This window comes from Deefgea piscis, from assembly GCF_019665785.1.
Lineage (GTDB): Bacteria > Pseudomonadota > Gammaproteobacteria > Burkholderiales > Chitinibacteraceae > Deefgea.
Window position 1 is genome coordinate 355,629 of record NZ_CP081149.1, and the last position, 24,601, is coordinate 380,229.

The following is a 24,601-nucleotide window of genomic DNA, read 5'->3' on the forward strand; positions in this document are numbered from 1 at the left end:
AACAAGAATATGTCAACGCAATAAAAATTAATGCGGGTCAATTTGATTGACCAATTTGACTAAGAATTAAACCAACAGAGGTTGTTATGTCGATAAATCCAGTTTCGCAATTTGTATTGCTGGCCCCACTATCGGGTGTGATGGTGCCTTTGGATACCGTACCTGATCCAGTTTTTGCCCAAAAAATGGTCGGTGATGGTGTTTCAATAGATCCAACCAGTAATGTTTTGTTGGCGCCGATGACCGGCAAGGTAACGCAGGTTCATTCAGCAAAGCACGCAGTTACTTTGGTTGCCGCCAATGGGATTGAAGTATTAATCCATATTGGTTTAGACACTGTGATGCTCAAAGGCCAAGGCTTTACTGCGAAGGTCAAAGAAGGCGATATCGTCGATGCGGGTCAACCATTAATTGAATTTGACATGGATGCCGTGGGTCGTAAAGCGTTGTCATTGTTGACGCAAATGGTGATTACCAGTGGTGAAAAAGTAGCGCGCTATACACCCAATACCGGTTTGGTGATTGCTGGTAAAGATATTGCGTTAACGCTCGATTTGGCTGAAGGTATTGTTCAAACTTCAGCGACTGCAGATTCATCTGGTGAGGCGTATTCAGATCCAATTCGTACGCCTAATCCAACAGGTTTACATGCTCGCCCTGCTGCTGTTTTGGCCAATGCTGCAAAAACGTTTAAGTCTGAAGTTAAATTAGTGCGCGCTGGCCAAGAGGCGAATGCTAAATCAGTCGTTGCAATCATGGGCCTAGAAGTTCAAAACGGCGATGAAATTCGCGTTCGTGCTATTGGTCCTGATGCCTCTGCAGCGATTCAAAAATTAAGCGCGCTGATTATTAGTGGTTGTGGTGAAGACGTCGGTGGCGTAGCACCAAAACATAAACCGGCACCACTGGATACGATTAAAACCACTAAGGCACAACCTAAGTCAGAAGATCCAAACGTGTTGACCGGTGTGTCAGCATCGCCAGGCTTGGCTGTGGGACAAATTTTCCAAGTTAAACAAGTGGATATTGCGGTTGTTGAAGCCGGTGAGTCACCAGAATTAGAGCGTCGTCGTTTTGACCAAGCGTTGAAAGATGCACATCAACAACTTGAAAATCTAAAGTCTGAAATTAGCGATGAAAGTAAAGCTGAGATTTTTGCTGCTCATCAAGAGTTGCTTGAAGATCCGGATTTATTAGCCATTGCGATTGCTGGTATCAGCAACGGTAAGAGTGCTGGTTTTGCGTGGAAAGAAGCCTACAACACTTATTCAGCTAAGCTTGCGGCACTAAAAAATGAAGTGTTAGCGGGTCGTGCGAATGATATTCGCGATGTGGGCTTGCGCGTATTACGCTTGATTGCGGGTATTGAAGAAACTGCGATGATCGTTCCAGAAAATGCGATTTTGATCGCAGAAGATCTAACGCCATCAGATACCGCAAGCTTGGATCGCACTCGTGTACTTGGTTTTTGCACCGTTGGTGGCGGGGCAACCAGCCACGTTGCTATCTTGGCTCGTTCACTTAATATTCCCGCAATCTGTGGCATTGATGAAGACGCATTGAATTTAAGCAATGGTATGCCGGTTATCTTGGATGGTAGTCGTGGTACTTTGCGCAAAAATCCATCAGAAGCTGAAGTCAACAATATTCGTGAAAAGCAAGCCAAGCAAGCCATTAAACGTGATGCTGAATTAGCCGCAGCATTTGAGCCAGCCGTAACGCAAGATGGCATTCATGTGGAAGTGGTGGCGAATATTGGTGGCATTGACGATGCGATTCAAGGCGTAAAACTGGGCAGTGAAGGGGTGGGCTTGTTACGCAGTGAGTTCTTGTACTTAGAACGTACTGATGCACCGACCGAAGAAGAGCAAAGCCAAATTTATATCGATATCGCCAAAGCACTCGGTAACGATCGTACATTTGTAGTGCGGACTTTGGATGTGGGTGGTGATAAACCATTGGCCTACTTGCCAATGCCAGTCGAAGAAAATCCATTCTTGGGTGTTCGTGGCGTGCGTTTATGCCTAGCAGAACCAGAGCTGTTACATACTCAAGTTCGTGCCGTACTACGTTCAGCGCCATTCTCGAAACTAGCCATCATGTTCCCAATGATTACTAGCTTGGAAGAAGTTCGTGAAGTGAAGCGTATTGTTGCTGAAGAAAAAGCAGCTTTAGGCATTACTCAAGACGTGCAAGTCGGCATTATGGTTGAAGTTCCAGCCACTGCCGTTATGGCCGAGCAATTTGCGCGTGAAGTTGATTTCTTCTCGATTGGTACCAACGATTTAACGCAATACACTTTGGCGATGGATCGTGGTCATCCAAAATTAGCCAAGCAAGCCGATGTGATGCATCCTGGCGTATTGAATTTAATCAATATGACGGTAAAAGGTGCACATGCACACGGCAAGTGGGTAGGTGTTTGTGGGGGTATTGCTTCAGACCCTATGGCTATTCCATTGTTGCTGGGCATAGGTGTGGATGAGCTATCTGCGAGTGTACCGACGATTCCTGCAATTAAAGCTTTGGTTCGTACTTTAAACAAAGTTGAATGTGAGAAACTCGCTGCAGAAGTTTTACAAATGGGTACCGCCGCTGAAGTTCGGGCTCGTTTGTCGCAACTGGTCGATTAAAGAGGTTTAATATGGTATTGGTCGTTATTGCACTATTAGTAGGAATTGGGATTGGTTGGGCATTGAAAGGTCGGCAAGTGCCGGTGGCACCTGCATCGGTTGAAAAACCGGTTGTTATTGAGGTGTTACCTTTGTCGTCAGCTGAGTTGCTCAATCCAGAGTGGTATGCCGCTTTAGGTGGCAAAGCGAATGTTCGCTTGGCTGAATCCATTGCAACCACACGCATTCGTGTTGAATTGCTCGATGCTGCTTTGTTAAATGAAGCCGTATTAAAAGATTTAGGTGTTGCTGCTGTTGCCAAAATTGATGCACATACAGTGCATTTAATTAAGTAAATCGCTTGTAAATAAATACAAAAATCCACCGGTAGAATGGTGGATTTTTTTTATCAAAATTGATCTCGACGGATGAATTTTACTTGCGGTGCTTTATATTAAAAATGATGACTGATAATTTTATTAGTAAGGTATATCCCTGTAAGGTCATCGCTGCATAGTCAATGTTTAATTTTTGTAACAGAATCTAAAGTGAGTTCGATAAACCGGCGATTGCATGACAAATAAGAAACAGCAATGGCCTTTGGAGAAAAATAATGTTTAAGAATGCATTTGCAGTCTTACAAAAAATTGGTAAAGCATTGATGTTACCGGTTGCAGTATTGCCTGTGGCTGGTTTATTACTTGGGATTGGTGCATCTAATTTTCCATTTATCCCAGAAATTGTTTCGCAAATTATGGCCGGTAGTGGAGATGCGATCTTTGGCAGTTTGCCTATTATTTTTGCGATCGGTGTAGCATTAGGTTTAAGCGATAACGATGGCGTTGCTGCGATTGCTGCGGTAGTTGGCTTTGTGGTATTGCAGGCCACTATGGGAGTAATGACAGGAGTCGCCTCATTGCCTGCCGATCAATTTCAAGCGTTACTAGCATCACATAAATCGTTTGAAGCCACTGTTTTTGGAATAAGCCAACAAGTTTACCCTGCTCTAGTATTTGGATTTAAAACTATTAATACAGGGGTGTTTGGGGGGATTATTATTGGTGGTGTCGCTGCGGCTTTATTCAATAAGTATTATCGAATCGAATTACCTGCGTATTTGGGATTTTTTGCAGGCAAGCGCTTCGTACCGATTGTAACCGGGATTGCGGCAATTTTTGTTGGTTTGGTCATGTCTCTCATTTGGCCACCGATTCAAGATGTGTTGAATACCTTCTCACATTGGGCTGCGGTATCAGATACGCGTACTGCTGCGACGGTGTACGGTTTTGTTGAGCGGATGTTGATTCCATTTGGTCTGCATCATATTTGGAATGTACCGTTTTTCTTTGAAATGGGTGAATTCACCGATGCTGCAGGTAAAGTGGTGCGTGGTGATATTAATCGTTTCCTTGCCGGTGATCGTACTGCGGGTATTTTGTCTGGTGCATTCTTGTTCAAAATGTTTGGCTTACCTGCCGCAGCTATTGCGATTTGGCATACTGCAAAACCTGAAAATCGGGTGATGGTGGGTGGGATTATGATTTCAGCTGCGCTGACTTCATTCCTTACCGGGATTACCGAGCCGATTGAATTTGCCTTTATGTTTGTGGCTCCCGTGCTGTATGTCATTCATGCGGTATTGGCGGCGTCGACACAATTTGTTGCCAATACCTTTGGTATGCATATGGGCTTTACTTTCTCGCAAGGCGGCATCGATTTCTTGCTGTTTAACGTGTTTGGTAAAAACGCGCAAAACTGGTGGTATGTACTGTTCTTTGGGCCAATGTATGCAGCCTTGTATTACTTTACTTTCCGTTACGCCATTCTCAAGTGGAATATGAAAACCCCTGGTCGTGAAGATGTAGCGGTTGATGGTGTTCAACACCAAGCCAGTGGCCAAGGTATGGCGCATGATTTGGTGGTTGCATTTGGTGGTGCTGCGAATATTGAAAGCTTAGATGCATGTATTACACGTTTGCGGATCTCTGTTCGCGATGCGGCCAAAGTTAATCAAGCTTCATTAAAAGCGTTGGGTGCTGCTGGGGTCATGCAAGTTGGCAATAATATGCAGGCTATTTTTGGTACCCGTTCAGAAAATCTGAAAACCGATATGACTGAATATTTGAAAGCTGGCGGAACGGGTGTAGCAGCACCTGCAGCGGTTGCACCAGCAGTCAGTGCGACGGCAGGTACGATTCGTAGCCCCGCATTATTAGCTGCTTTGGGTGGTCAAGATAATATTAGTGAAACAGCGCCAATTGCAGCTACGCGGATTCGTGTGCAATTAAAGGACGCTAAACAATTTAATGAGGCGGCTGTTTTAGCATCGGGTGTTTCTGCGGTGGCAAAGCTTGATGGCAATGTATTTCATTTGATTGTTGGGGATTCGTCGCAGCTGCTAGCATCGACTGTTTAAGTTAAATCTAACGTTAAAAAGCCCATCATGTGTTGATGGGCTTTTTTTGTAATCAGTTTGATTTTTTGTTTTGCGCTCATTTCATGTATTACGCATTTGCGTGAAGATCATATACAAATTTAATTTGTCATTACCTGCTAAGCATTGAGTGGCGAGTGATGTTGATTGCATAATTTGGGGTTAAGGCTAAACAAAGAACAAAATTTTGCGTTAATTTGATCTGTGAATAACAAGCGCACTTGCATAGCTTTAAGCATGTAGATCATGATTGGCAAATAGCGAGTCGCCAAAGTCTACTAAAGCAGATTGCATTACCGATTTTTTGTGTACCTCAATGCACTTTTTCAATTTCATCTACCGACTGCATGATTAAAATGACTTCAATACCTAGTAGTTTATTTAAAGCTTATGATATTCGGGGGCAGATTCATTTATTAACCCCTGATTTTGCGTATTGGGTTGGTCGCGCTTGCGGTGCTGTGGCTAGTGAGCAAGGTATTGTAAAAATAGCCCTCGGTTTTGATGGGCGTTTATCCAGTCCTGATCTCGCATTGGCGTTGGCAAAAGGATTGCTTGAGGCCGGTATTACCGTATTAGATCTCGGTATGTCCTGTACGCCGCTATTGTATTATGCGGCCCGTCATCAAGCTGCCGGCTCTGGAATCATGATTACGGGTAGTCATAACCCGCCAGATTATAACGGCATTAAAATTATGCTGGCCGGTGTAACGATTGCAGGTGATGCGCTGCAAGCGTTGCGGCAAAGAATTATTGCGCAGCAATTACCACTTCAGGATGGCGGTTCAATCCAGATGCTCGATGTCGTTGCTGATTATGTGGCGGCGCTGGAACAGCAATTGCCGTTGGCAAAACCATTAAAAATAGTCATTGATTGTGGTAACGGTTCACCGGGAGCATTGGCACCTACTTTGTATCGACAATTGTCGTGCGAAGTGATTGAGCTTTATTGTGAAGTCGATGGTCGTTTCCCCAATCACCACCCAGACCCCCAAGTTGCAGAGAATCTTCGTGAGCTCCAAGCGGCTGTACTGGCAGAACGCGCCGATGTCGGTTTAGCGTTTGATGGTGATGGCGATCGTTTAGGTGTGGTGACGCGAACCGGAAAAATAATTCCCGGTGATCAATTATTGATGCTATTTGCCACTGCCGAGTTAGCCAATCAGACAGGCCATGTGCTCTTTGATATCAAATCAAGCCGAGCGGTCGCCCAATGGGTTAGTCAGTTGGGCGGCACCTCAGAAGCGATACCAACTGGGCATTCGCATATGAAGCGTCGTTTACGCGAAACCGGGGCCATCGTTGCTGGTGAGTTGTCTGGGCACTTTGCTTTTGCGGCCTGGCAAGTGGATGATGCTTTGTATGCCGGTGCCAAGCTATTGCAACAAATCGCCACCGGTGTTGATTTAGATGCCGAACTGGCACGGTTTCCAATTTCTGTGTCATCACCAGAGCTGCAAGTTCAATTAACTGGCTCTGGTCATGCTTTGGTTGATGAAATCCGCCAACGTGCTACTTTTCCAAGCGCCATTCAAGTGCTTTGTATTGATGGACTACGAATTGAATATAGCGATGGTTTTGGTTTAATTCGTGCATCAAACACTACGCCAGTCTTAACGTTACGCATTGAAGCCGATAACATGCAGGCCTTACAGCGGATTCGGCAAGAACTTGCTAACGCGATTGCACCGCTCCCTTTTCCAGAAATTAAAGAATAATGATGAATTTGAAACTACCCCCCCAATATCTGATCGCAGCCAATGTGGCCAATGCCTTAGCCGAAGACATTGGTGATTGCGACTGGACAGTCCAACTGATTCCTATCGAACAACAAGGTATTGCACGCATTGTGGTGCGAGAGGCAGCCATCATTTGTGGACAAGCTTGGTTTAATGAAGTCTTTTATCAAGTTGATGCCAATATTCAAATTGAATGGAAAGTCGCAGAAGGGGAGTATGTTGCTGCGGGACAAGTTATTTGTGAGCTACAAGGCAATACTCGTTCATTACTTACCGCAGAGCGTTCGGCACTCAATTTTTTGCAGACGCTATCTGCGGTTGCAACAGAAACACATCGCTACGTTGAAGCAGTAGAAGGCACCAATGCTAAAGTTCACGATACCCGCAAAACGATTCCTGGGCTACGTCGTGCACAAAAATATGCCGTTACAGTCGGTGGCGGAGAAAATCAACGCATTGGTTTATACGACGGCATATTAATTAAAGAGAATCACATTTTAGCGGCAGGCAGTATCGCCAATGCAATTGGGATGGCCAGCACCATTGCACCGGCACACGTTAGTATTCAAATTGAAGTTGAAAATCTCGCCGAACTGGAACAAGCCATTACTGCTGGTGCTGTATCTATTCTATTAGACAATATGAGTCTCGAAGAAATGAGCGCGGCAGTAAAACTTGCAAAAGGGCGAGCCATATTAGAAGCCTCTGGTGGCGTCGATCTAACTCAAATTCGGGCAATTGCAGAAACCGGCGTTGATCGAATTTCGATAGGAAAACTCACCAAAGATGTAAAAGCGATCGATTTATCAATGCGATTGACATAATTGAATTAAAAAGACGCTAAATTGGAAATAAATGGATTTAATACTCATTCATTTTTAAAGATAATTGTAGATTAATATAAAATTAGATCTTTTTAAATTCAACTACTTAGCGCCTTCGTTTGGTTTTCTTTGCAACAAGGTGTTGACGGACTTTCGGTGGGTGGGTATAGTTCGGCCTCTCTGCTGCTGACACAGCAAACGAAACAAGCGGTTTTCCAGCTGGTTTCAGTGTCTAAGCCACTGATCTTTAACAAAATACAGCCGATGAGTGTGAGTGCTTGGTTTGCCAGTCAAACAAGTGCTTACACTCAAGATATAAAAGAAATCTTGGTTTCTAACCAAGTGTTTCTTTGAGTAATGAGTACTAAGCCAAGTATGTAAATTCAGCTAGATTAAACGAAAGAGTTTGATCCTGGCTCAGATTGAACGCTGGCGGCATGCTTTACACATGCAAGTCGAACGGTAACAGGGTGCTTGCACCGCTGACGAGTGGCGAACGGGTGAGTAATACATCGGAATGTACCCAGTAATGGGGGATAACGCTTCGAAAGGAGTGCTAATACCGCATACGCCCTGAGGGGGAAAGTGGGGGACCGCAAGGCCTCACGTTATTGGAGCAGCCGATGGCTGATTAGCTAGTTGGTAGGGTAAAGGCCTACCAAGGCAACGATCAGTAGCGGGTCTTAGAGGACGATCCGCCACACTGGAACTGAGACACGGTCCAGACTCCTACGGGAGGCAGCAGTGGGGAATCTTGGACAATGGGCGAAAGCCTGATCCAGCAATGCCGCGTGCGTGAAGAAGGCCTTCGGGTTGTAAAGCGCTTTTGTCGGGGAGGAAATCCTAGTGGTTAATAACTACTGGGGATGACAGTACCCGAAGAATAAGGACCGGCTAACTACGTGCCAGCAGCCGCGGTAATACGTAGGGTCCAAGCGTTAATCGGAATTACTGGGCGTAAAGCGTCCGCAGGTGGCTTGATAAGATAGACGTGAAATCCCTGGGCTCAACCTAGGAATTGCGTTTATGACTGTCTCGCTAGAGTATGGGAGAGGGGGGTGGAATTCCACGTGTAGCAGTGAAATGCGTAGAGATGTGGAGGAACACCGATGGCGAAGGCAACCCCCTGGCCTAATACTGACACTCATGGACGAAAGCGTGGGGAGCAAACAGGATTAGATACCCTGGTAGTCCACGCCCTAAACGATGTCTACTAGTTGTTGGGCTTTTCGGAGCTTAGTAACGCAGCTAACGCGTGAAGTAGACCGCCTGGGGAGTACGGTCGCAAGACTAAAACTCAAAGGAATTGACGGGGGCCCGCACAAGCGGTGGATGATGTGGATTAATTCGATGCAACGCGAAAAACCTTACCTGGTCTTGACATGTACGGAAGTCCGTAGAGATATGGATGTGCCTTCGGGAACCGTAACACAGGTGCTGCATGGCTGTCGTCAGCTCGTGTCGTGAGATGTTGGGTTAAGTCCCGCAACGAGCGCAACCCTTGCCATTAGTTGCTAACATTTAGTTGAGCACTTTAATGGGACTGCCGGTGACAAACCGGAGGAAGGTGGGGATGACGTCAAGTCCTCATGGCCCTTATGACCAGGGCTTCACACGTCATACAATGGTCGGTACAGAGGGTCGCCAACCCGCGAGGGGGAGCTAATCTCACAAAACCGATCGTAGTCCGGATTGCACTCTGCAACTCGAGTGCATGAAGTCGGAATCGCTAGTAATCGCGGATCAGCATGTCGCGGTGAATACGTTCCCGGGCCTTGTACACACCGCCCGTCACACCATGGGAGTGGGTTTTACCAGAAGTAGCTAGGATAACCTTCGGGAGTCCGGTTACCACGGTAGGATTCATGACTGGGGTGAAGTCGTAACAAGGTAGCCGTAGGGGAACCTGCGGCTGGATCACCTCCTTTCAAGAGAAAGATTGGTAGATTAAGTACTCACACTCATCGGCTGTAGATTTGAAAGAAACGATATGGGTCAGTAGCTCAGTTGGTTAGAGCACCGTGTTGATAACGCGGGGGTCATAGGTTCGATTCCTATCTGACCCACCAGTATCACGGGGGTTTAGCTCATCTGGTAGAGCACCTGCTTTGCAAGCAGGGGGTGAACGGTTCGAGTCCGTTAACCTCCACCATTATCTGCTGTAGAAAATAGAATTCTATGTATTGCACGTTGTTGGGTGCAGTGTATTTTATTCTGGTTTCTAAAATTAGATAAATCGGCTGTTTATATTTAGATATGAATGATTGATTTTAGTAATATCGCTCTTTAACAAAATAGAAGAAGTAATTAATTCCAATAAACATTGTAATGGAATTAAATAAAACAATAACTGCGTGCAGTTGTGGTTGAGTTTAATTTCAAAGTAAAAATATTGGGTTGATTGTATCTGTTCAGTTGTGCTGGTCTCATGCCAGTGGAACTGAACCGCAAGTGAAATGAGAACTCACTTGCAAGTCGCAAATACGATTTCAGTAATCTGAGATACGTTTTACGTGTTTGAGGTTATAGGATCAAGCGAATAAGTGCATCTGGTGGATGCCTTGGCGATGATAGGCGACGAAGGACGTGATAGCCTGCGATAAGCGTGGGGGAGCTGGCAAAGTGCTTTGATCCCACGATTTCCGAATGGGGAAACCCGGCCCTTTTGGGTCATCCTAGACTGAATACATAGGTCTAGCGAAGCGAACCCGGTGAACTGAAACATCTAAGTAACCGGAGGAAAAGAAATCAACCGAGATTCCCAAAGTAGTGGCGAGCGAAATGGGAAGAGCCTGTACGTGATAGCAGTAGACTTAATAGAATGGAATGGAAAGTCCAACCATAGTGGGTGATAGTCCCGTATATGAAAAGTCAATTGTGATACTAAGCGTACGAGAAGTAGGGCGGGACACGAGAAATCCTGTTTGAAGATGGGGGGACCATCCTCCAAGGCTAAATACTCATCATCGACCGATAGTGAACCAGTACCGTGAGGGAAAGGCGAAAAGAACCCCGGGAGGGGAGTGAAATAGAACCTGAAACCGGATGCATACAAACAGTGGGAGCCCTTGAAAAATGGGGTGACTGCGTACCTTTTGTATAATGGGTCAGCGACTTACGTTCAGTAGCGAGCTTAACCGAATAGGGGAGGCGTAGGGAAACCGAGTCCGAATAGGGCGCATAGTTGCTGGGCGTAGACCCGAAACCAAGTGATCTATCCATGGCCAGGATGAAGGTGCGGTAACACGCACTGGAGGTCCGAACCCACTAACGTTGCAAAGTTAGGGGATGAGCTGTGGATAGGGGTGAAAGGCTAAACAAACTTGGAAATAGCTGGTTCTCCTCGAAAACTATTTAGGTAGTGCCTCATGTATCACTGACGGGGGTAAAGCACTGTTATGGCTAGGGGGTCATCGCGACTTACCAAACCATGGCAAACTCTGAATACCGTCAAGTGCGAGCATGGGAGACAGACCTGGGGTGCTAACGTCCTGGGTCAAGAGGGAAACAACCCAGACCGCCGTCTAAGGTCCCAAATGATCAATTAAGTGGAAAACGAGGTGGGAAGGCACAGACAGCCAGGATGTTGGCTTAGAAGCAGCCATCATTTAAAGAAAGCGTAATAGCTCACTGGTCGAGTCGTCCTGCGCGGAAGATGTAACGGGGCTCAAATTGATAACCGAAGACGCGGATATGACCATTTATGGCATATGGTAGAGGAGCGTTCTGTAAGCCTGTGAAGGTGTCTTGAGAAGGATGCTGGAGGTATCAGAAGTGCGAATGCTGACATGAGTAGCGATAAAGGGAGTGAAAAGCTCCCTCACCGAAAACCCAAGGTTTCCTGCGCAACGTTCATCGGCGCAGGGTGAGTCGGCCCCTAAGGCGAGGCAGAAATGCGTAGTCGATGGGAAACAGGTTAATATTCCTGTACTTGATATAAGTGCGATGTGGGGACGGAGAAGGTTAGGTTAGCCAACTGTTGGAATAGTTGGTTTAAGTGTGTAGGCGGGTGTCTTAGGCAAATCCGGGACGCTGTTAACGCTGAGGCATGATGACGATTCACTTAGGTGATGAAGTAACTGATACCCTGCTTCCAAGAAAAGCCACTAAGCTTCAGCTTATATTGAACCGTACCGCAAACCGACACAGGTGGGTAGGAAGAGTATTCTAAGGTGCTTGAGAGAACTCGGGAGAAGGAACTCGGCAAATTAACACCGTAACTTCGGGAGAAGGTGTGCCTTATTGGTGAAGAACTTCGCGTTTGGAGCTATATAAGGCCGCAGAGAAATGGGGGCTGCGACTGTTTATCAAAAACACAGCACTCTGCCAACACGAAAGTGGATGTATAGGGTGTGACGCCTGCCCGGTGCTGGAAGGTTAATTGATGGGGTGCAAGCTCTTGATCGAAGCCCCAGTAAACGGCGGCCGTAACTATAACGGTCCTAAGGTAGCGAAATTCCTTGTCGGGTAAGTTCCGACCCGCACGAATGGCGTAACGATGGCCCTACTGTCTCCTCCCGAGACTCAGCGAAGTTGAAGTGTTTGTGAAGATGCAATCTCCCCGCTGCTAGACGGAAAGACCCCGTGAACCTTTACTGTAGCTTTGCATTGGACTTTGAAGTGGTTTGTGTAGGATAGGTGGGAGGCTTTGAAGCAGAGACGCTAGTTTCTGTGGAGCCGTCCTTGAAATACCACCCTGACCCCTTTGAGGTTCTAACCTTGGTCCGTTATCCGGATCGGGGACCGTGCATGGTAGGCAGTTTGACTGGGGCGGTCTCCTCCCAAATTGTAACGGAGGAGCTCGAAGGTCGCCTAGGTACGGTCGGACATCGTACTGATAGTGTAATGGCAAAAGGCGGCTTAACTGCGAGACCGACAAGTCGAGCAGGTGCGAAAGCAGGACATAGTGATCCGGTGGTTCTGTATGGAAGGGCCATCGCTCAACGGATAAAAGGTACTCCGGGGATAACAGGCTGATTCCGCCCAAGAGTTCACATCGACGGCGGAGTTTGGCACCTCGATGTCGGCTCATCACATCCTGGGGCTGTAGCCGGTCCCAAGGGTATGGCTGTTCGCCATTTAAAGTGGTACGTGAGCTGGGTTCAAAACGTCGTGAGACAGTTTGGTCCCTATCTGCAGTGGGCGTTGGAAATTTGAGAGGGGCTGCTCCTAGTACGAGAGGACCGGAGTGGACTGACCTCTGGTGTACCGGTTGTCACGCCAGTGGCATTGCCGGGTAGCTAAGTCGGGAAGAGATAAGCGCTGAAAGCATCTAAGCGCGAAACTTGCCTCAAGATGAGATTTCCCTAGGGTTTTAAATCCTCTAAAGAGTCGTTCGAGACCAGGACGTTGATAGGTTGGGTGTGGAAGCGCAGTAATGCGTTAAGCTAACCAATACTAATTGCTCGTGAGGCTTGATCCTATAACCTGAAGCGCGTAGTGCGACGATGGATATAATCAATCCAAGTGTTGTTGTTGGAAAGTGTAGTATAATTACTTCTTCTATTGATTTTACGAGTTAGCGCTGTAGGTTGTGGTCTGAAAAGATAGCGGCTGAATGCGATAACTCTCGTGTGACTTGAAAGAGTTGCACCAGACAGTTTAATGTCTGGCGACCATAGCGAGGTGGTCCCACTCCTTCCCATCCCGAACAGGACAGTGAAACACCTCAGCGCCGATGATAGTGCGGATTGCCCGTGTGAAAGTAGGTCATTGCCAGACTTCCCTATAGAGAAGCCCGATTCGAAAGAGTCGGGCTTTTTGCTGTCCGTCGTTTATGGCATGAATGCAACGTTATAATTTAAAGTGTTAATTTGTTGCGCCGCAATAATTTATATTAGCTAGAATGAATTTATTACTTCATTTTGGACTCATTATGAATGTTGCTGTTTCTCCTTTATCGACTGTCGATATCTTACGTGCGGCAGCAATTGCTCAGGCATTGCTTGATGGTTTTAATCATCATTATGCTTTGTTTCGTGAAGCCAGTTGTATGGCCAAATTTAATTTTGAGGCTGGTGATGTAATCGCACAAAGAAATAGTGTGCGTAATCGAATTACTTTTTATGATGCTCGTGTATTGGAAAGTGTTTCACGCTTGAAGCAAGAATTTGCCGCTGAAGATTTACCAGATTTGATGTGGTCTGCGGTGAAGCAGCAATATATTGCTTTGTTGCTTAATCATCAACAGATTGAACTAGCGGAAACATTTTTTAATTCAGTGTGTTGTCGTATTTTGCACCGAACCTATTTTCATAATGATTTTATTTTTTATCGTCCAGCAGTTTCAACTGAGTATATTGAAGAGTCTGAGGCGACTTATCGTAGTTATTATGTGAATGATTTAGGATTAGTACCTACATTCGGCTTTGTTGCACAAATCAGCGGCGCAATGCTGCTGGTAGAATAGCGATATAGAATAGCGATATGAGCAAACCAGCACCCCACAAATACAAAACCACCAACTGGCCAAGCTATCACGCAGCTTTGAAATCGCGTGGCGCATTAATGATTTGGCTTGATCCAGCGCTGAAATGGGCTGCTGAGCCCACTGGCAAGCGCGGACGAAACCCCACTTTTAGCGATGCTGCCATTCAATTCTGCCTCACCATCAAATGCCTGTTTGGCCTCGCATTGCGCCAAGCAACCGGCATGGTTGAAAGCCTACTTCGGCTCGCCAACTTAGATTGGAACGTTCCTGATTCGAGCACGATCTCTCGTCGACAAAAAACGCTGAAAGTCACGATTCCGGCCCGTCAAAGTCAGGGTGGACTGCATTTACTCGTCGATAGCACAGGCATCAAAATGCTCGGTGAAGGTGAATGGAAAACCAAAAAACACGGCGCTGAATATCGTAGGCAGTGGCGTAAAGTTCACCTCGGCATTGATGCCGAAACCCTTGAAATTCGTGCCATCGAGGTCACCGATAACAAAACAGGTGATGCGCCCATTTTGCCGGAATTGATGAATCAGATTCCCGAGTCTGAACAGATTGCGGCGATTTACGGTGATGGCGCTTACGACACCAAAGAATGCCACAATGCCATTGCGGCAAGAGGTGCGGCAGCGATTATTCCTACACGGAAAAATGCACAATTTCGGAAAGAAAATACGGCCGGAGCGAGAGCGCGGAATGACATCTTACGGGCGACCAAATACTTGGGTAGGGCCATCTGGAAAAAATGGTCTGGGTATCATCGACGTAGCTTGGTAGAAACCAAAATGCAATGCTTCAAACTATTGGGTGAACGAGTGATGGCGCGGGACTTTGATCGTCAGGTGGCTGAGTTGCAAGTGCGTGCAGCGATCTTAAATCGCTTCACGCAACTGGGTACGCCAATGACGGTAAGAGTGGGATAAATCCGTCTGGGGTTAGGGGTGACTTACCCTCTAGTTGATTTGTGCAACAAAGCCCCTACATTCAAAAAAATACTGTTAGATTTTTCTTGGAATTTATCATTTGTTGATTTGAATCGCGATGTAATGCGGATTTTATCGACATTACGCCATCATTTAGCTAGAAAGCTATCTCCAGAGTTTAATTCACATATTGAAGTTTTAGCCTCTCCTTTCTATCGAAGCAAAGCGGCATATATTATCGGTAGGGCAACGCATGGTGAGCTAGAAATTCCATTTGCGATTCCTTTGTACCGAAATCAAGATGGCCAACTTTATGTTGATGCTGCTTTGTTTGAGATGGTGCATATCCGTCAATTATTTTCATTGTCTCGGGCTTATTTCTTGGTCGATATGGAGGTGCCATCGGCTTATGTGCAATTTTTGCATGATTTAATTCCGGGCAAATCGCGTGCTGAGTTATACACCATGCTGGGATTGGGAAAACAGGGTAAAACGATGTTTTATCGCGAATTAATCCATCATTTACGCCATTCTTCTGATCCATTTGTTAGTGCGCCAGGCACTAAAGGGATGGTGATGATTGTCTTTACCTTACCGTCATTTCCCTTTGTATTTAAAATTATTAAAGACGTATTTGCGCCGCCAAAAGAAGTTGATCGAGCAACCGTTCGGATGAAATACCTATTGGTTAAGCAGCATGATCGTGTTGGCCGTATGGCTGATTCGCTAGAGTTTTCTGATGTCGCTTTGCCTCGTTCGCGTTTTGATCCGGAATTGCTGGCTGAAATGCGTTTATTAGCACCATCGATTGTAGAAGAAGATGGTGATTCTGTAGTGTTTCGGCATATGTATATTGAGTGCCGAATGAAACCGCTTAATTTGTATATTGAGCACCGCAAAGATCAAGAGGTTGAGGCGGTTATTCGTGATTATGGTAATGCCTTGCGTGAATTGGCTATTGCCAATATTTTTCCTGGGGATATGTTATTTAAGAATTTCGGTGTAACTCGCGCTGGGCGTGTAGTGTTTTATGATTATGATGAAATCGAATACATGACCGATTGCGATTTTCGGCGCATTCCACCGCCGCCAACACCAGAGTTTGAAATGAGTGGTGAGACTTGGTTTAGTGGCAATAAAAACGAGGTATATCCAGAAGAGTTTGGTGGTTTCTTATTAGCTCGATCGGATGTGAAGCAGGCTTTTAATAAATACCATGCTGATTTATTAACGCCCAAATTCTGGCAAGATACCAAAATGCGAATTAAAAATGGCATTGTGGAGGACTTTTTCCCTTACCCACAAGCATTACGATTTTCGCAGGATGAATAAAATCAACGTTGTATTCTAGCCTCTTCTTTGAAGAGGCTTTTTTTATTTATATTTTTAGTTTCGATGATATACAGCAAGATTGATTCGGCTGATAATTCGGGCACGATTTGTTTTTGTTCTGAGGTTTATATGACGAGTGCTGCGGATTTATTACCTTATCAACGCCTTCATTTGAAGTCGTTTACTTATTCTGCTTTGGATGCTGGTCCAAGCTTAATCGTACTTGGGGCGGTGCATGGTAATGAAGATTGCGGTACTAAAGCAATTGCCCGCGTGATGGCTGAGCTCGATTCTGGCGCTTTGCATTTGCAGCGTGGCCGAATTACTTTTGTACCGATTACTAATCCGCTGGCATTTGAAAAACAGCAGCGTAATGGCGACCGAAATTTGAATCGTAATTTGCGAGTAACGGATGAGCCATTAGATTTTGAAGATCGCATCGCCAACGCACTTTGTCCCTTGCTCGCTGATCATGATGTATTGCTCGATTTACATTCAACGAACAATCCTGGTGAAGCATTTATCATGCTTGGGCCTGAAAATAATCAAGGTGATTTGCAACCATTTACCCATGCCGAGCAAGAAGAAGCATTAGCGGTTCGCTTGGGGCCGCATCGGATTGTTGAGGGTTGGTTATGCACTTATGCCGAAGGGGTTAAGCATCGATTGGCATATACACCGCAATGCGAACGTTCGCATTTACTCAATACCGATCCGAGTTATGGGGTCGGCACCACCGAATATATGCGTGCTCATGGCGGTTATTCGCTGACTTTAGAATGTGGACAACATGCTGATATCAGCTCGCCTGAAGTGGCCTATCAGGGCATTCGCAATGCCATTGCGTGCTTGCAATTAGCGGATGTACCTGCCGCGCCGGTGCAAACGGATATTGAATTTTTAAAAATTAGTCGTGTGATCGATCGTCATCATGCTGATGATGTTTTCGTGAAAACTTGGTCTAGTTTTGATCCGGTTCAGGCCGGTGAAGTGATTGGGGTGCGCCATGATGGTCAGCAGGAACTTGCGCCGTGTGATGGTTTTGTGTTGTTCCCCAATCCGAGTGCAGTTCCTGGTAACGAATGGTTTTATTTTGCTCAGTTAAGTGAGCGTCAACTGAGCGCGTTGAAAGAATAAAACTAGGTATATGCTGCTAGACCATAATATATATGGTCTAGCACTTAATACTATGGATGAATTAATGGACTCACCATTTTTGGCTTCGCGGCTAAAATGGCTTCATGCACGGCATCATCTTGTAAGCCATGCCAAAACACATGTGCGGCAACGGCATGGCTATGATCATTGATTTGTTGCCATGCGCGAACGGCATCACTGGCAAATTCAAATAGAATAATTGATTTATGGGCTTCAATAGCCTGTGCCTCGATATTCATGCCAATATCGCTTAAATAATCGAGCAAGGCATTGCGAGACTTCGTGGTGCGTTCATCGGTGGTATCGTAAGTTAAAAAAATCACTGCTTGTGCCATATCGGTGGTGGCTAAGCGAATAAAATCCACTCGCGATAAAATATTAACTTTGCCTTTGGTTTGAATCGCTTGCATGATGTGCTCCTGATCAATTTATCCGTTTTTCTGCTGTCTGCAGGGCTGAGTGTGTCACTGATGTTACGATTAAAGCACCCAAGTTATCCTTGATTAGGTTTGTGGGTAACTTTGTGATTAAGTTGTTAGTTTCTCGGTTTAACTCAGTATATTTATAATTTTTCTCTAGGTATTTCTACAGAACCCTTTTATTTATTGCTTTTAATAAAGATACCTATTAATTGTTGCTTTTGGTCGAGCTGTGCATAAAATTGTGAGTAAGCTGTTATTTGGCTGTTGATTCATTGCTTAGGCTCTGAGCGAGTCGTTTAGATTCTTTATAAATATTTTTCATGGCGTACATTTGTTGATCGGCTTTTTCGATCAGCTCAATGGCGGAAATATAGTGCTCTGGTCCGGTTGCGGCGCAACCTATGCTGAGTGATACGCAGTCTTCTGATTTATACATTTCTTCAAATAATCGACGTAAATAAACCGCCTCGGCTTCAATTTTATTGCAGCGACTCATTAAGATACAAAACTCATCCCCGCCATAGCGAAAACAATAATCATCGCTACGCGAAATTTGCTTAATCGATTGGGCAACGTAGCGTAAAACCTGATCACCTTTGGTGTGGCCATGCACATCATTAATTTGTTTGAAGTCATTCACGTCGATATACACCACCGCCACCGATTCGGCGCGTCGTTCTGCGGCGCGTAGCATTCGGGTTAGCGTTTCATGCAGATCACGGACATTGAGCAGGCCAGTCAATGGATCGGTGCGCATCATTTCTTCGAGCTGCTGGGTGCGCTCTCGCACTTTGTCTTCCAGTGATCGAGCGTAGTCTTCAGATTTATTTTTTGCGCTTTCTATTTCGGTAACCAAGCTGCGGATATAGGTTTCAAACACCAAGGTGATGTCAAACATAAATAGCTTTTCAAGTGCTAAAGCAATTTTATTGCGCTCGGCTTCATGCTCAATTGGCGCGGTAAAAATAAGTTCCAGCAAGAGTTGCTTGAGGGTATGAATGCCTGAAAGATAGAGTTTGGGCTCAACGCCGATGCGTTTGTGTACCAGACCAATGCGTAAACGATTATTGACGTAATCTAAGTTATAAACGCCACTAAATAAATCAAGGATGTATTTCCTTTGTGCATTGCGCAAACGATCTAGCGTATCAAGATCGCCAATCAGCAGCGCTATTTCTGGGATGTTGGTCTGTAAATCATAAAATCGACTAACGAGATGATCGAGATTGGCAATGACACTCGCTTTAAAGTTCAGTAATAAGCGGATATCTTCGCTGTTAAGGGTAACCAATGCTTTGCGGTGACTGATATCAAACTCAGTGATCCTCATTTGTTCTAGTAAAGTTTGATCGGTTTGCCGCATGATCGAGTCTCAAGCTGATCGTATTAATGCTTGAGTATAGACACCGGCTAAAAAAATCGCTTTCAAATCAATAGCGTTTAAATTTAAATATTTGAAAGTAATGCCATGGTTTTTAATCGTTAGCGGTACTGTTGCCAGATTAATTTGGCCAGTAGGCTGACAGCTAAAATTAAAAATAAGCGTCGGATCCATGCATTGCCGCCTCTAAATGCCAAATAGCTGCCCACTTGTGCGCCAGCAATATTGGCGATGGCCATCGGAATGGCGTAGCTAAACAGTACGAGTTTGGCGGGAATAAAAAATAATAGGGCGGCGATATTGGTCGCTAAATTAACAATTTTGGCGCTGGCGCTGGCGCGTAAAAAATCAAAATGAAAAAAGCGTACAAATAAAAACATCAAAAATGAGCCGGTTCCTGGGCCAAATAAACCATCATAAAAACCAATCGCCGCCCCCATCACCATCCCGAGGATTAAATCACGACGGGTTAAAATTCGGCCGGCATCTTCCTCGCCAAAGCTTGGTTTGCGCCAGGTATAAACCAGCATCACGGCCAGCAAAACAATCACCAATGGTCGAATAATATCGGCGGGCAAGTAGTGGGTGATTCGGGCGCCTGCTAAAGAGCCAATAAACGCTGTTGCCGCAGCAGGCAAAATGACTTTCCAAGGTATGCGTATACGGCGTACATAACTAAAAGCGGCTGAAGCAGTACCCCATACGGCGGTAAATTTATTGCTGCCAAGTAATGCCGCAGGCAGCTCTTTGGGCAGGGCGGTGAGTAAGCTGGGCAATAAAATCAAACCGCCGCCACCGACTGCGGCATCAATCAGGCCGGCGATAAAAGCCATTGGGATGAGTAAGAAAAGTGCAGTTTCCATCGGTGATTCCTTTCAATATGTCGGCATCATTGCAGATTTGACCTACGTTGCCTATCGCGATGAACATGTAGAAAACAATGGTTGCTGTAAATTTTGGCTAAAGGTATAAGTCAGTATTAAACCTTTGGAGATTCAGCATGGCAAAAACGGCACTGATTATTAGTGGCGGCGCACCGAATGCAACATTGGTGGCTGGCGCTTTAGAGGCCGTTCTCAGCATTAATGCATCGGTATTGAAGTCATCCAAGCGATAAATTGACTGGTTTGATTGCTAGCAATAATTAAAGGTATATTCATGCAGGCCATTTTGCATCGAGTATGCAATTCAATACCCATTGTGATGAAGAATCATCGTGTTTGTTTTTGAAGGATTTAAGATGCGGTTTGGACGTTGGTTGGGATTGATCGGTTTATTGTTCTTAAGTGCTAGCTTGCACGCTGAATGTTTACCAGCGCCAGCACCGCTGAGTGCGAGTGAGCAGCAAGCGCTACAAGCCGCGGCGAAAGATCAGGGCTTTTTGTGGCGGATTAGCAAAAATGGTCGTCATTCTTGGCTTTATGGCACGATTCATATTAATCACGTCACGGGTTTATTTCCCGGCCCCAAAGTGAGGCAAGCGCTGCAAAGCAGCACGATTTTGGCGTTAGAGCTCAATCCCAATGATGCCAAAACACAAGCCGAGCTGGCGCAATTGGCGCAAGCGGGCGCAGGCCAAGTGCCGCCGCAATTGCAATCACGACTGGCGGCGCAATTAGCGGCGGTGTGTTTGCCTGCCAGCGCGGAGCAAGCGATTCATCCGACCTTATTATTTGCCAGTATAAGTGTACTGGGGTTGAGAGCGCAGGGTTTAGAGGCTGAGTATGGTAGCGAGCAGATGTTGCTGGCATTGGCGCAAGCTGGAAAACAGCGTGTCGTCGCGCTGGAAACACCGACGATTCAGATGAATGCTTTGCTTGGCCCTGAGCTTAATGTCAGTAGCGAAGATTATGAATTGGCCTTGCAGCAATTAGAAAGCAAGGCCGATCAAGCGCTGGCGCTAAAGATCGTTAAAGCCTGGGAGCAGTCTGATTTTACGACGCTTACCCAATATGCCCAATGGTGCGATTGTTTAAATACACCGGCGCAAAAGGCCAGTATGCAGCGTTTAATGGCCGGACGTAATCCAGCCTTGGCCGATGGGATTGCTCAATGGCATCGGCAAGGAGCCAGCGTTTTTGCCGCGGTGGGCAGTTTGCATATGGTCGGTCGCAAAGGATTATTGTTTTTATTGGCGCAGCGCGGTTTTAAAATCGAAAGGATTCATTGAGCTTTTCTTTGGAACACCCAAACGCCAGCACCAAGTTCAGGTGGCAGCACCAATTGGCTTAAATCACGGCGTTCTTGCCAGTCAAAGGCCGATTGCGCCTGATATTCGTCCCAATTACCGGTAATAAAGCGCGAACGGCTACCGATCACAATATAGGTTTGCACATCGCGCTGGCGAAAAATCTGTTTTTCAAAGGTATTGCCAGCCGGAGGCCAGCAGCATAAAACCACTTGGCTTGGAAAGCGTTTGAGCGCAGCAATGGCGTCCAGTTGTAATACGTCGGCCGGATAGTCGACGACCTGTCGCCAGCTAAAGTCATCGCAAGCGGTGATATCGGCGTTTTGTTGGCGTAAAAATCGACTTAAAGTCCCATCGCCGGCGGCGATTTCAAGGCAGGGTTGCTGGCCAATCAGCTGGGCTAAACCGGCGATCAGCTCTTGGCTGTAAAAACAATAAATCCCGCGCTTAGCAACTAATGGCATTAATAAATGCTTTTGACTAATCAGCGGCCAAGTCCATTTAAAGCGCTTCATCGACACCGGTTTGCGAACTAAATCGCGCTCAAATAATAAGCGCTGGGCAATTAAGCCATTCCATAAATTAAACCGAACCTTGCCTTGGCTAACGCCCGTGGCGACTGAAAAAGCATATTGGCGCAAAGCCAGCTCGATTAAGCGTTGCCGTTCTTGTTGGCTGACGAGCTCAGCAAAAGCACGACCGTGTCGCTCGCCGGATAAAAAATGCGCGTGGTAATCGATACGAGTGCTCGATTGACGAATGAGCGCTTTGATTTCTGCGGCATCTTGCCGGGCAAAAACGCCTTCCAATTCACCACGAACTGCCTGCCACTGCGCGGGGCAGGCGGCACAGAGTTGGCTAAAGCTCGGATTTTGCTGTAAAAAATGCAAACGTTGTTCTGGGCTGATTGGCGTTTTTATAGACATAGTTCGGTGACGATAGCGCCAGCTTTTGTGGCTAAGATGGGCATATTGTTGCATTCATATGGTGAGCAAGATGAATCAAGCGCAAGCGGTGTTGGATTTTTGGTTTCATGAGATTGATCCGGCGTTATGGTGGGCAAAAAACGTCGAATTTGATCGCTTGATTGAACAGCGGTTTTTGGCTTTGCATACTGCGGCCAAACGCGGCGAGCTGTTTGCTTGGCGCGATAACGCTGCAGGGCGCTTGGCGGAGATTATCGTGCTGGATCAGTTTTCACGAAATATCTATCGCGACCAGCCCGAAGCGTTTGCCCAAGATCCGCAAGCTTTGGTCTTAGCGCAAGAAGCGATTGCGGCCGGGGCTGCGGCGCAATTGACGCCGATGCAAACTAGTTTTTTGTACCTGCCTTTGATGCACAGTGAATCGCTGCTGATTCATCAACAGGCGCTGACTTTATTTACTGAGCTGGGCTTGCCCAATTCATTGGCATTTGAAATCCAACATCAACAAATTATTCAGCGCTTCGGTCGCTATCCGCATCGCAATGCGATTTTAGGCCGGGTATCGAGCGCAGCGGAGTTGGAATTTTTGCAGCAAGCAGGATCGGCGTTTTAAGTGACTGAATGGCCTGAAGTTTTTGCTGTTTACGTCGATATCTAGGGTCAGTAGCGCGATTCTCGCGGCGAATCAAGGTGTCGTAAGTGCTGGCATAAAACGACTACGCTGCGTGCTTCGTACCTTACCTCAGGCCAAAATCCGCACCAACGCGGTTGGCAAACCAAGCGTCAACAGACCCTAGGTATCCATTTGGAGTGCAATACCATGAATTCACTGAGCGCATTTAATTCTGCAGTTGCGGCTGGCAATACTTTGAGTCGTGGTCTGAATACGCAGCCAAGTGCCTCGTCATCAGTCGCCGCGCCAGCGACCAAGGGCAGTGCGTTGCAGCAGCGAGTGGATGATTTAAGCTCAGCCACCCTGCAAATGGCGGGTGATCTGATTGGGCAATTTGCGAAGCAACTATTTGGTGATCAAGCGCAGGGGATGAAGATTGAGTTTGATACGCTGAGTTTGAGTGCCGAATCGAGCTTTAGCGCGATGCAGCAATCGACGCAAAGCGCGGAGCAAAGTCGTCAAGTCAGTGCTTTTCGTCTGAGTGATGCCAGTCATTTTAATGGCAAAGGGACGCTGACGACGGCCGATGGCCGACGCTTTGAAATTGAAGTGGATATTCGTTATGAAGCAAAAATTGAGGGTATGGGTATAAGCCAGCAATCATTGCTAAATAATGCCCAGCAAGATATACCTGCAGAGTATCGGCAAGAGGGCTCAGCAAAATCACCAGCAGCAGTCGCCGTAGATACCTCTGATTTGTCGCGTCCGAGTATCAATTCGTATTTTGCCGGTACAGCAGCTGATTTATTGCAGCGACTGACGAGTGAGCCGGTATTTCAGCCGTTTTCACTCTTGCAACAGGCTGATCCAGCACAACGGCCACTACTGGGAGATTGGTCGCTGCAAGTATTGAATCTCGCTGGTGGCCCACGATATCTAGATTTAAGCCCGCACTTTGATCGGGATAAAATGGCTTTTGCAGCCCAGGCTTAGCGCCTGTTGGGCTTGCCTGCCGCTAGGCCCGCCAAGATAAATTCGGCCATTGCTGTTGCCATGCCTTGGTATGGGCGCGATCTTGTGCAACGTTAGGCGGCAATCCAGAACGCCGATTGTGTGCCAGACAGAGCGACCATGCATCGATGAGCCCCGCGTCGACCGATAAAATAAGCCCATGCTGAGGATGCAGCTGGGCGGCTAAGCAGGTCGCGGTTTCTGGAAAACGCAAAACTGCATCGATGCTACTGCTGTAAGCTGGTACGCCATATTTAAGATGCATTCTGGCTTGGTTGCGAACCTGCCAACGAACGCAGCTTAATTTTTTTCGCAATTGCTTTTCTAGCGCTTCATCGATCGCTCGATCGGTATTTTCGGTATCAAACCACACGACATCGACATCCATTAAGGGAGTCGGGTTGGGATAAGCGTGCGCGATATCCCAGATTAAATTGCGGATGAATCCAGCACAAATCATTGCAGAAGGCATTCCTAAATTGGCGACTGCGGCCAAACAATCCATGCGAAATGGATCTGCTTGCAGGGGGTAAATGGTGTTGCGGTATAGGTTTGACATTGGTGATTTAGGGCGAGTGATGCGCCGCAATTTACGCTGATTT

17 protein-coding genes, 2 tRNA genes and 3 rRNA genes are annotated in these 24,601 nt (G+C 46.3%); 17 read left to right on the plus strand and 5 right to left on the minus strand.

Going from position 1 to position 24,601, the window contains the following annotated elements:
• Nucleotides 1-86: 86 nt before the first annotated feature.
• The 14 genes from ptsP (at nucleotide 87) to K4H25_RS01780 (ending at nucleotide 17,437) form a co-directional block, all read left to right on the plus strand.
• Entirely contained in the window at nucleotides 87-2,633 is a 2,547-nt protein-coding gene (gene ptsP, locus K4H25_RS01715; protein WP_221021746.1) for a phosphoenolpyruvate--protein phosphotransferase, read from the plus strand.
• An 11-nt stretch (nucleotides 2,634-2,644) separates the two neighbouring features.
• Nucleotides 2,645-2,968: a PTS sugar transporter subunit IIB gene (locus K4H25_RS01720; protein WP_221021747.1), complete on the plus strand. Its 324-nt coding sequence runs from the start codon at nucleotides 2,645-2,647 to the stop codon at nucleotides 2,966-2,968.
• A 257-nt stretch (nucleotides 2,969-3,225) separates the two neighbouring features.
• Complete coding sequence (gene ptsG / locus K4H25_RS01725; protein ID WP_221021748.1) at nucleotides 3,226-5,028, plus strand: glucose-specific PTS transporter subunit IIBC; 1,803 nt, start codon at nucleotides 3,226-3,228, stop codon at nucleotides 5,026-5,028.
• 374 nt (nucleotides 5,029-5,402) lie between these two features.
• Entirely contained in the window at nucleotides 5,403-6,764 is a 1,362-nt protein-coding gene (locus K4H25_RS01730) for a phosphomannomutase/phosphoglucomutase (RefSeq protein ID WP_221021749.1), read from the plus strand.
• A complete protein-coding gene (nadC, locus tag K4H25_RS01735) occupies nucleotides 6,764-7,609 on the plus strand; it encodes a carboxylating nicotinate-nucleotide diphosphorylase (protein ID WP_308443231.1) in 846 nt (281 codons plus the stop codon). The genes K4H25_RS01730 and nadC overlap by 1 nt, the downstream gene beginning before the upstream one ends.
• A gap of 394 nt (nucleotides 7,610-8,003) precedes the next feature.
• Nucleotides 8,004-9,537 (plus strand): 16S ribosomal RNA (locus K4H25_RS01740).
• Between the two features lie 64 nt (nucleotides 9,538-9,601).
• Nucleotides 9,602-9,678, plus strand: a tRNA-Ile gene (locus tag K4H25_RS01745).
• Nucleotides 9,679-9,685: 7 nt separating this feature from the next.
• A tRNA-Ala gene (locus K4H25_RS01750) sits at nucleotides 9,686-9,761 on the plus strand.
• 377 nt (nucleotides 9,762-10,138) lie between these two features.
• Nucleotides 10,139-13,031, plus strand: a 23S ribosomal RNA gene (locus K4H25_RS01755).
• A 185-nt stretch (nucleotides 13,032-13,216) separates the two neighbouring features.
• A 5S ribosomal RNA gene (gene rrf / locus K4H25_RS01760) occupies nucleotides 13,217-13,330 on the plus strand.
• Together the 16S, 23S and 5S rRNA genes with 2 tRNA genes alongside form the textbook arrangement of a ribosomal RNA operon.
• A gap of 124 nt (nucleotides 13,331-13,454) precedes the next feature.
• Complete coding sequence (locus K4H25_RS01765; protein ID WP_255587908.1) at nucleotides 13,455-14,018, plus strand: isocitrate dehydrogenase kinase/phosphatase AceK regulatory subunit; 564 nt, start codon at nucleotides 13,455-13,457, stop codon at nucleotides 14,016-14,018.
• Nucleotides 14,019-14,035: 17 nt separating this feature from the next.
• Nucleotides 14,036-14,968, plus strand: coding sequence for an IS5 family transposase (locus K4H25_RS01770; protein WP_221020333.1), 933 nt, complete (start codon nucleotides 14,036-14,038; stop codon nucleotides 14,966-14,968).
• An 18-nt stretch (nucleotides 14,969-14,986) separates the two neighbouring features.
• Nucleotides 14,987-16,300 (plus strand): bifunctional isocitrate dehydrogenase kinase/phosphatase, encoded by a 1,314-nt coding sequence (gene aceK, locus K4H25_RS01775; RefSeq protein WP_255587910.1) that lies wholly within the window; start codon nucleotides 14,987-14,989, stop codon nucleotides 16,298-16,300.
• Between the two features lie 129 nt (nucleotides 16,301-16,429).
• The gene (locus tag K4H25_RS01780; protein ID WP_221021750.1) at nucleotides 16,430-17,437 is read left to right on the plus strand and encodes a M14 family metallopeptidase; all 1,008 of its coding nucleotides are present in this window, start codon (nucleotides 16,430-16,432) and stop codon (nucleotides 17,435-17,437) included.
• A 50-nt stretch (nucleotides 17,438-17,487) separates the two neighbouring features.
• Here the strand turns inward: K4H25_RS01780 and K4H25_RS01785 are convergent, their stop codons facing one another.
• The 3 genes from K4H25_RS01785 to K4H25_RS01795 form a co-directional block, all read right to left on the minus strand.
• Nucleotides 17,488-17,868 (minus strand): hypothetical protein, encoded by a 381-nt coding sequence (locus K4H25_RS01785; RefSeq protein ID WP_182076008.1) that lies wholly within the window; start codon nucleotides 17,866-17,868, stop codon nucleotides 17,488-17,490.
• Between the two features lie 265 nt (nucleotides 17,869-18,133).
• Nucleotides 18,134-19,243 (minus strand): GGDEF domain-containing protein, encoded by a 1,110-nt coding sequence (locus K4H25_RS01790; protein WP_221021751.1) that lies wholly within the window; start codon nucleotides 19,241-19,243, stop codon nucleotides 18,134-18,136.
• A 119-nt stretch (nucleotides 19,244-19,362) separates the two neighbouring features.
• Nucleotides 19,363-20,124, minus strand: coding sequence for a sulfite exporter TauE/SafE family protein (locus K4H25_RS01795; RefSeq protein ID WP_221021752.1), 762 nt, complete (start codon nucleotides 20,122-20,124; stop codon nucleotides 19,363-19,365).
• Nucleotides 20,125-20,501: 377 nt separating this feature from the next.
• On the opposite strand from K4H25_RS01795, the gene K4H25_RS01800 reads away from it, so the two are divergent.
• Nucleotides 20,502-21,431 (plus strand): TraB/GumN family protein, encoded by a 930-nt coding sequence (locus K4H25_RS01800; RefSeq protein ID WP_221021753.1) that lies wholly within the window; start codon nucleotides 20,502-20,504, stop codon nucleotides 21,429-21,431.
• Here the strand turns inward: K4H25_RS01800 and K4H25_RS01805 are convergent.
• Nucleotides 21,425-22,375, minus strand: a complete 951-nt coding sequence (locus K4H25_RS01805; RefSeq protein WP_221021754.1) for a hypothetical protein — start codon at nucleotides 22,373-22,375, stop codon at nucleotides 21,425-21,427. The two genes, K4H25_RS01800 and K4H25_RS01805, sit on opposite strands and share 7 nt — an antisense overlap.
• A 70-nt stretch (nucleotides 22,376-22,445) precedes the next feature.
• Here K4H25_RS01805 and K4H25_RS01810 point away from each other — a divergent pair, with 70 nt between their 5' ends.
• Complete coding sequence (locus tag K4H25_RS01810; protein ID WP_221021755.1) at nucleotides 22,446-22,988, plus strand: DUF924 family protein; 543 nt, start codon at nucleotides 22,446-22,448, stop codon at nucleotides 22,986-22,988.
• Between the two features lie 207 nt (nucleotides 22,989-23,195).
• Nucleotides 23,196-23,981: a hypothetical protein gene (locus K4H25_RS01815; RefSeq protein WP_221021756.1), complete on the plus strand. Its 786-nt coding sequence runs from the start codon at nucleotides 23,196-23,198 to the stop codon at nucleotides 23,979-23,981.
• Between the two features lie 22 nt (nucleotides 23,982-24,003).
• Here K4H25_RS01815 and K4H25_RS01820 read toward each other — a convergent pair whose 3' ends face one another.
• Nucleotides 24,004-24,504, minus strand: coding sequence for a nucleotidyltransferase family protein (locus K4H25_RS01820; protein ID WP_221021757.1), 501 nt, complete (start codon nucleotides 24,502-24,504; stop codon nucleotides 24,004-24,006).
• Between the last annotated feature and the right edge of the window lie 97 nt (nucleotides 24,505-24,601).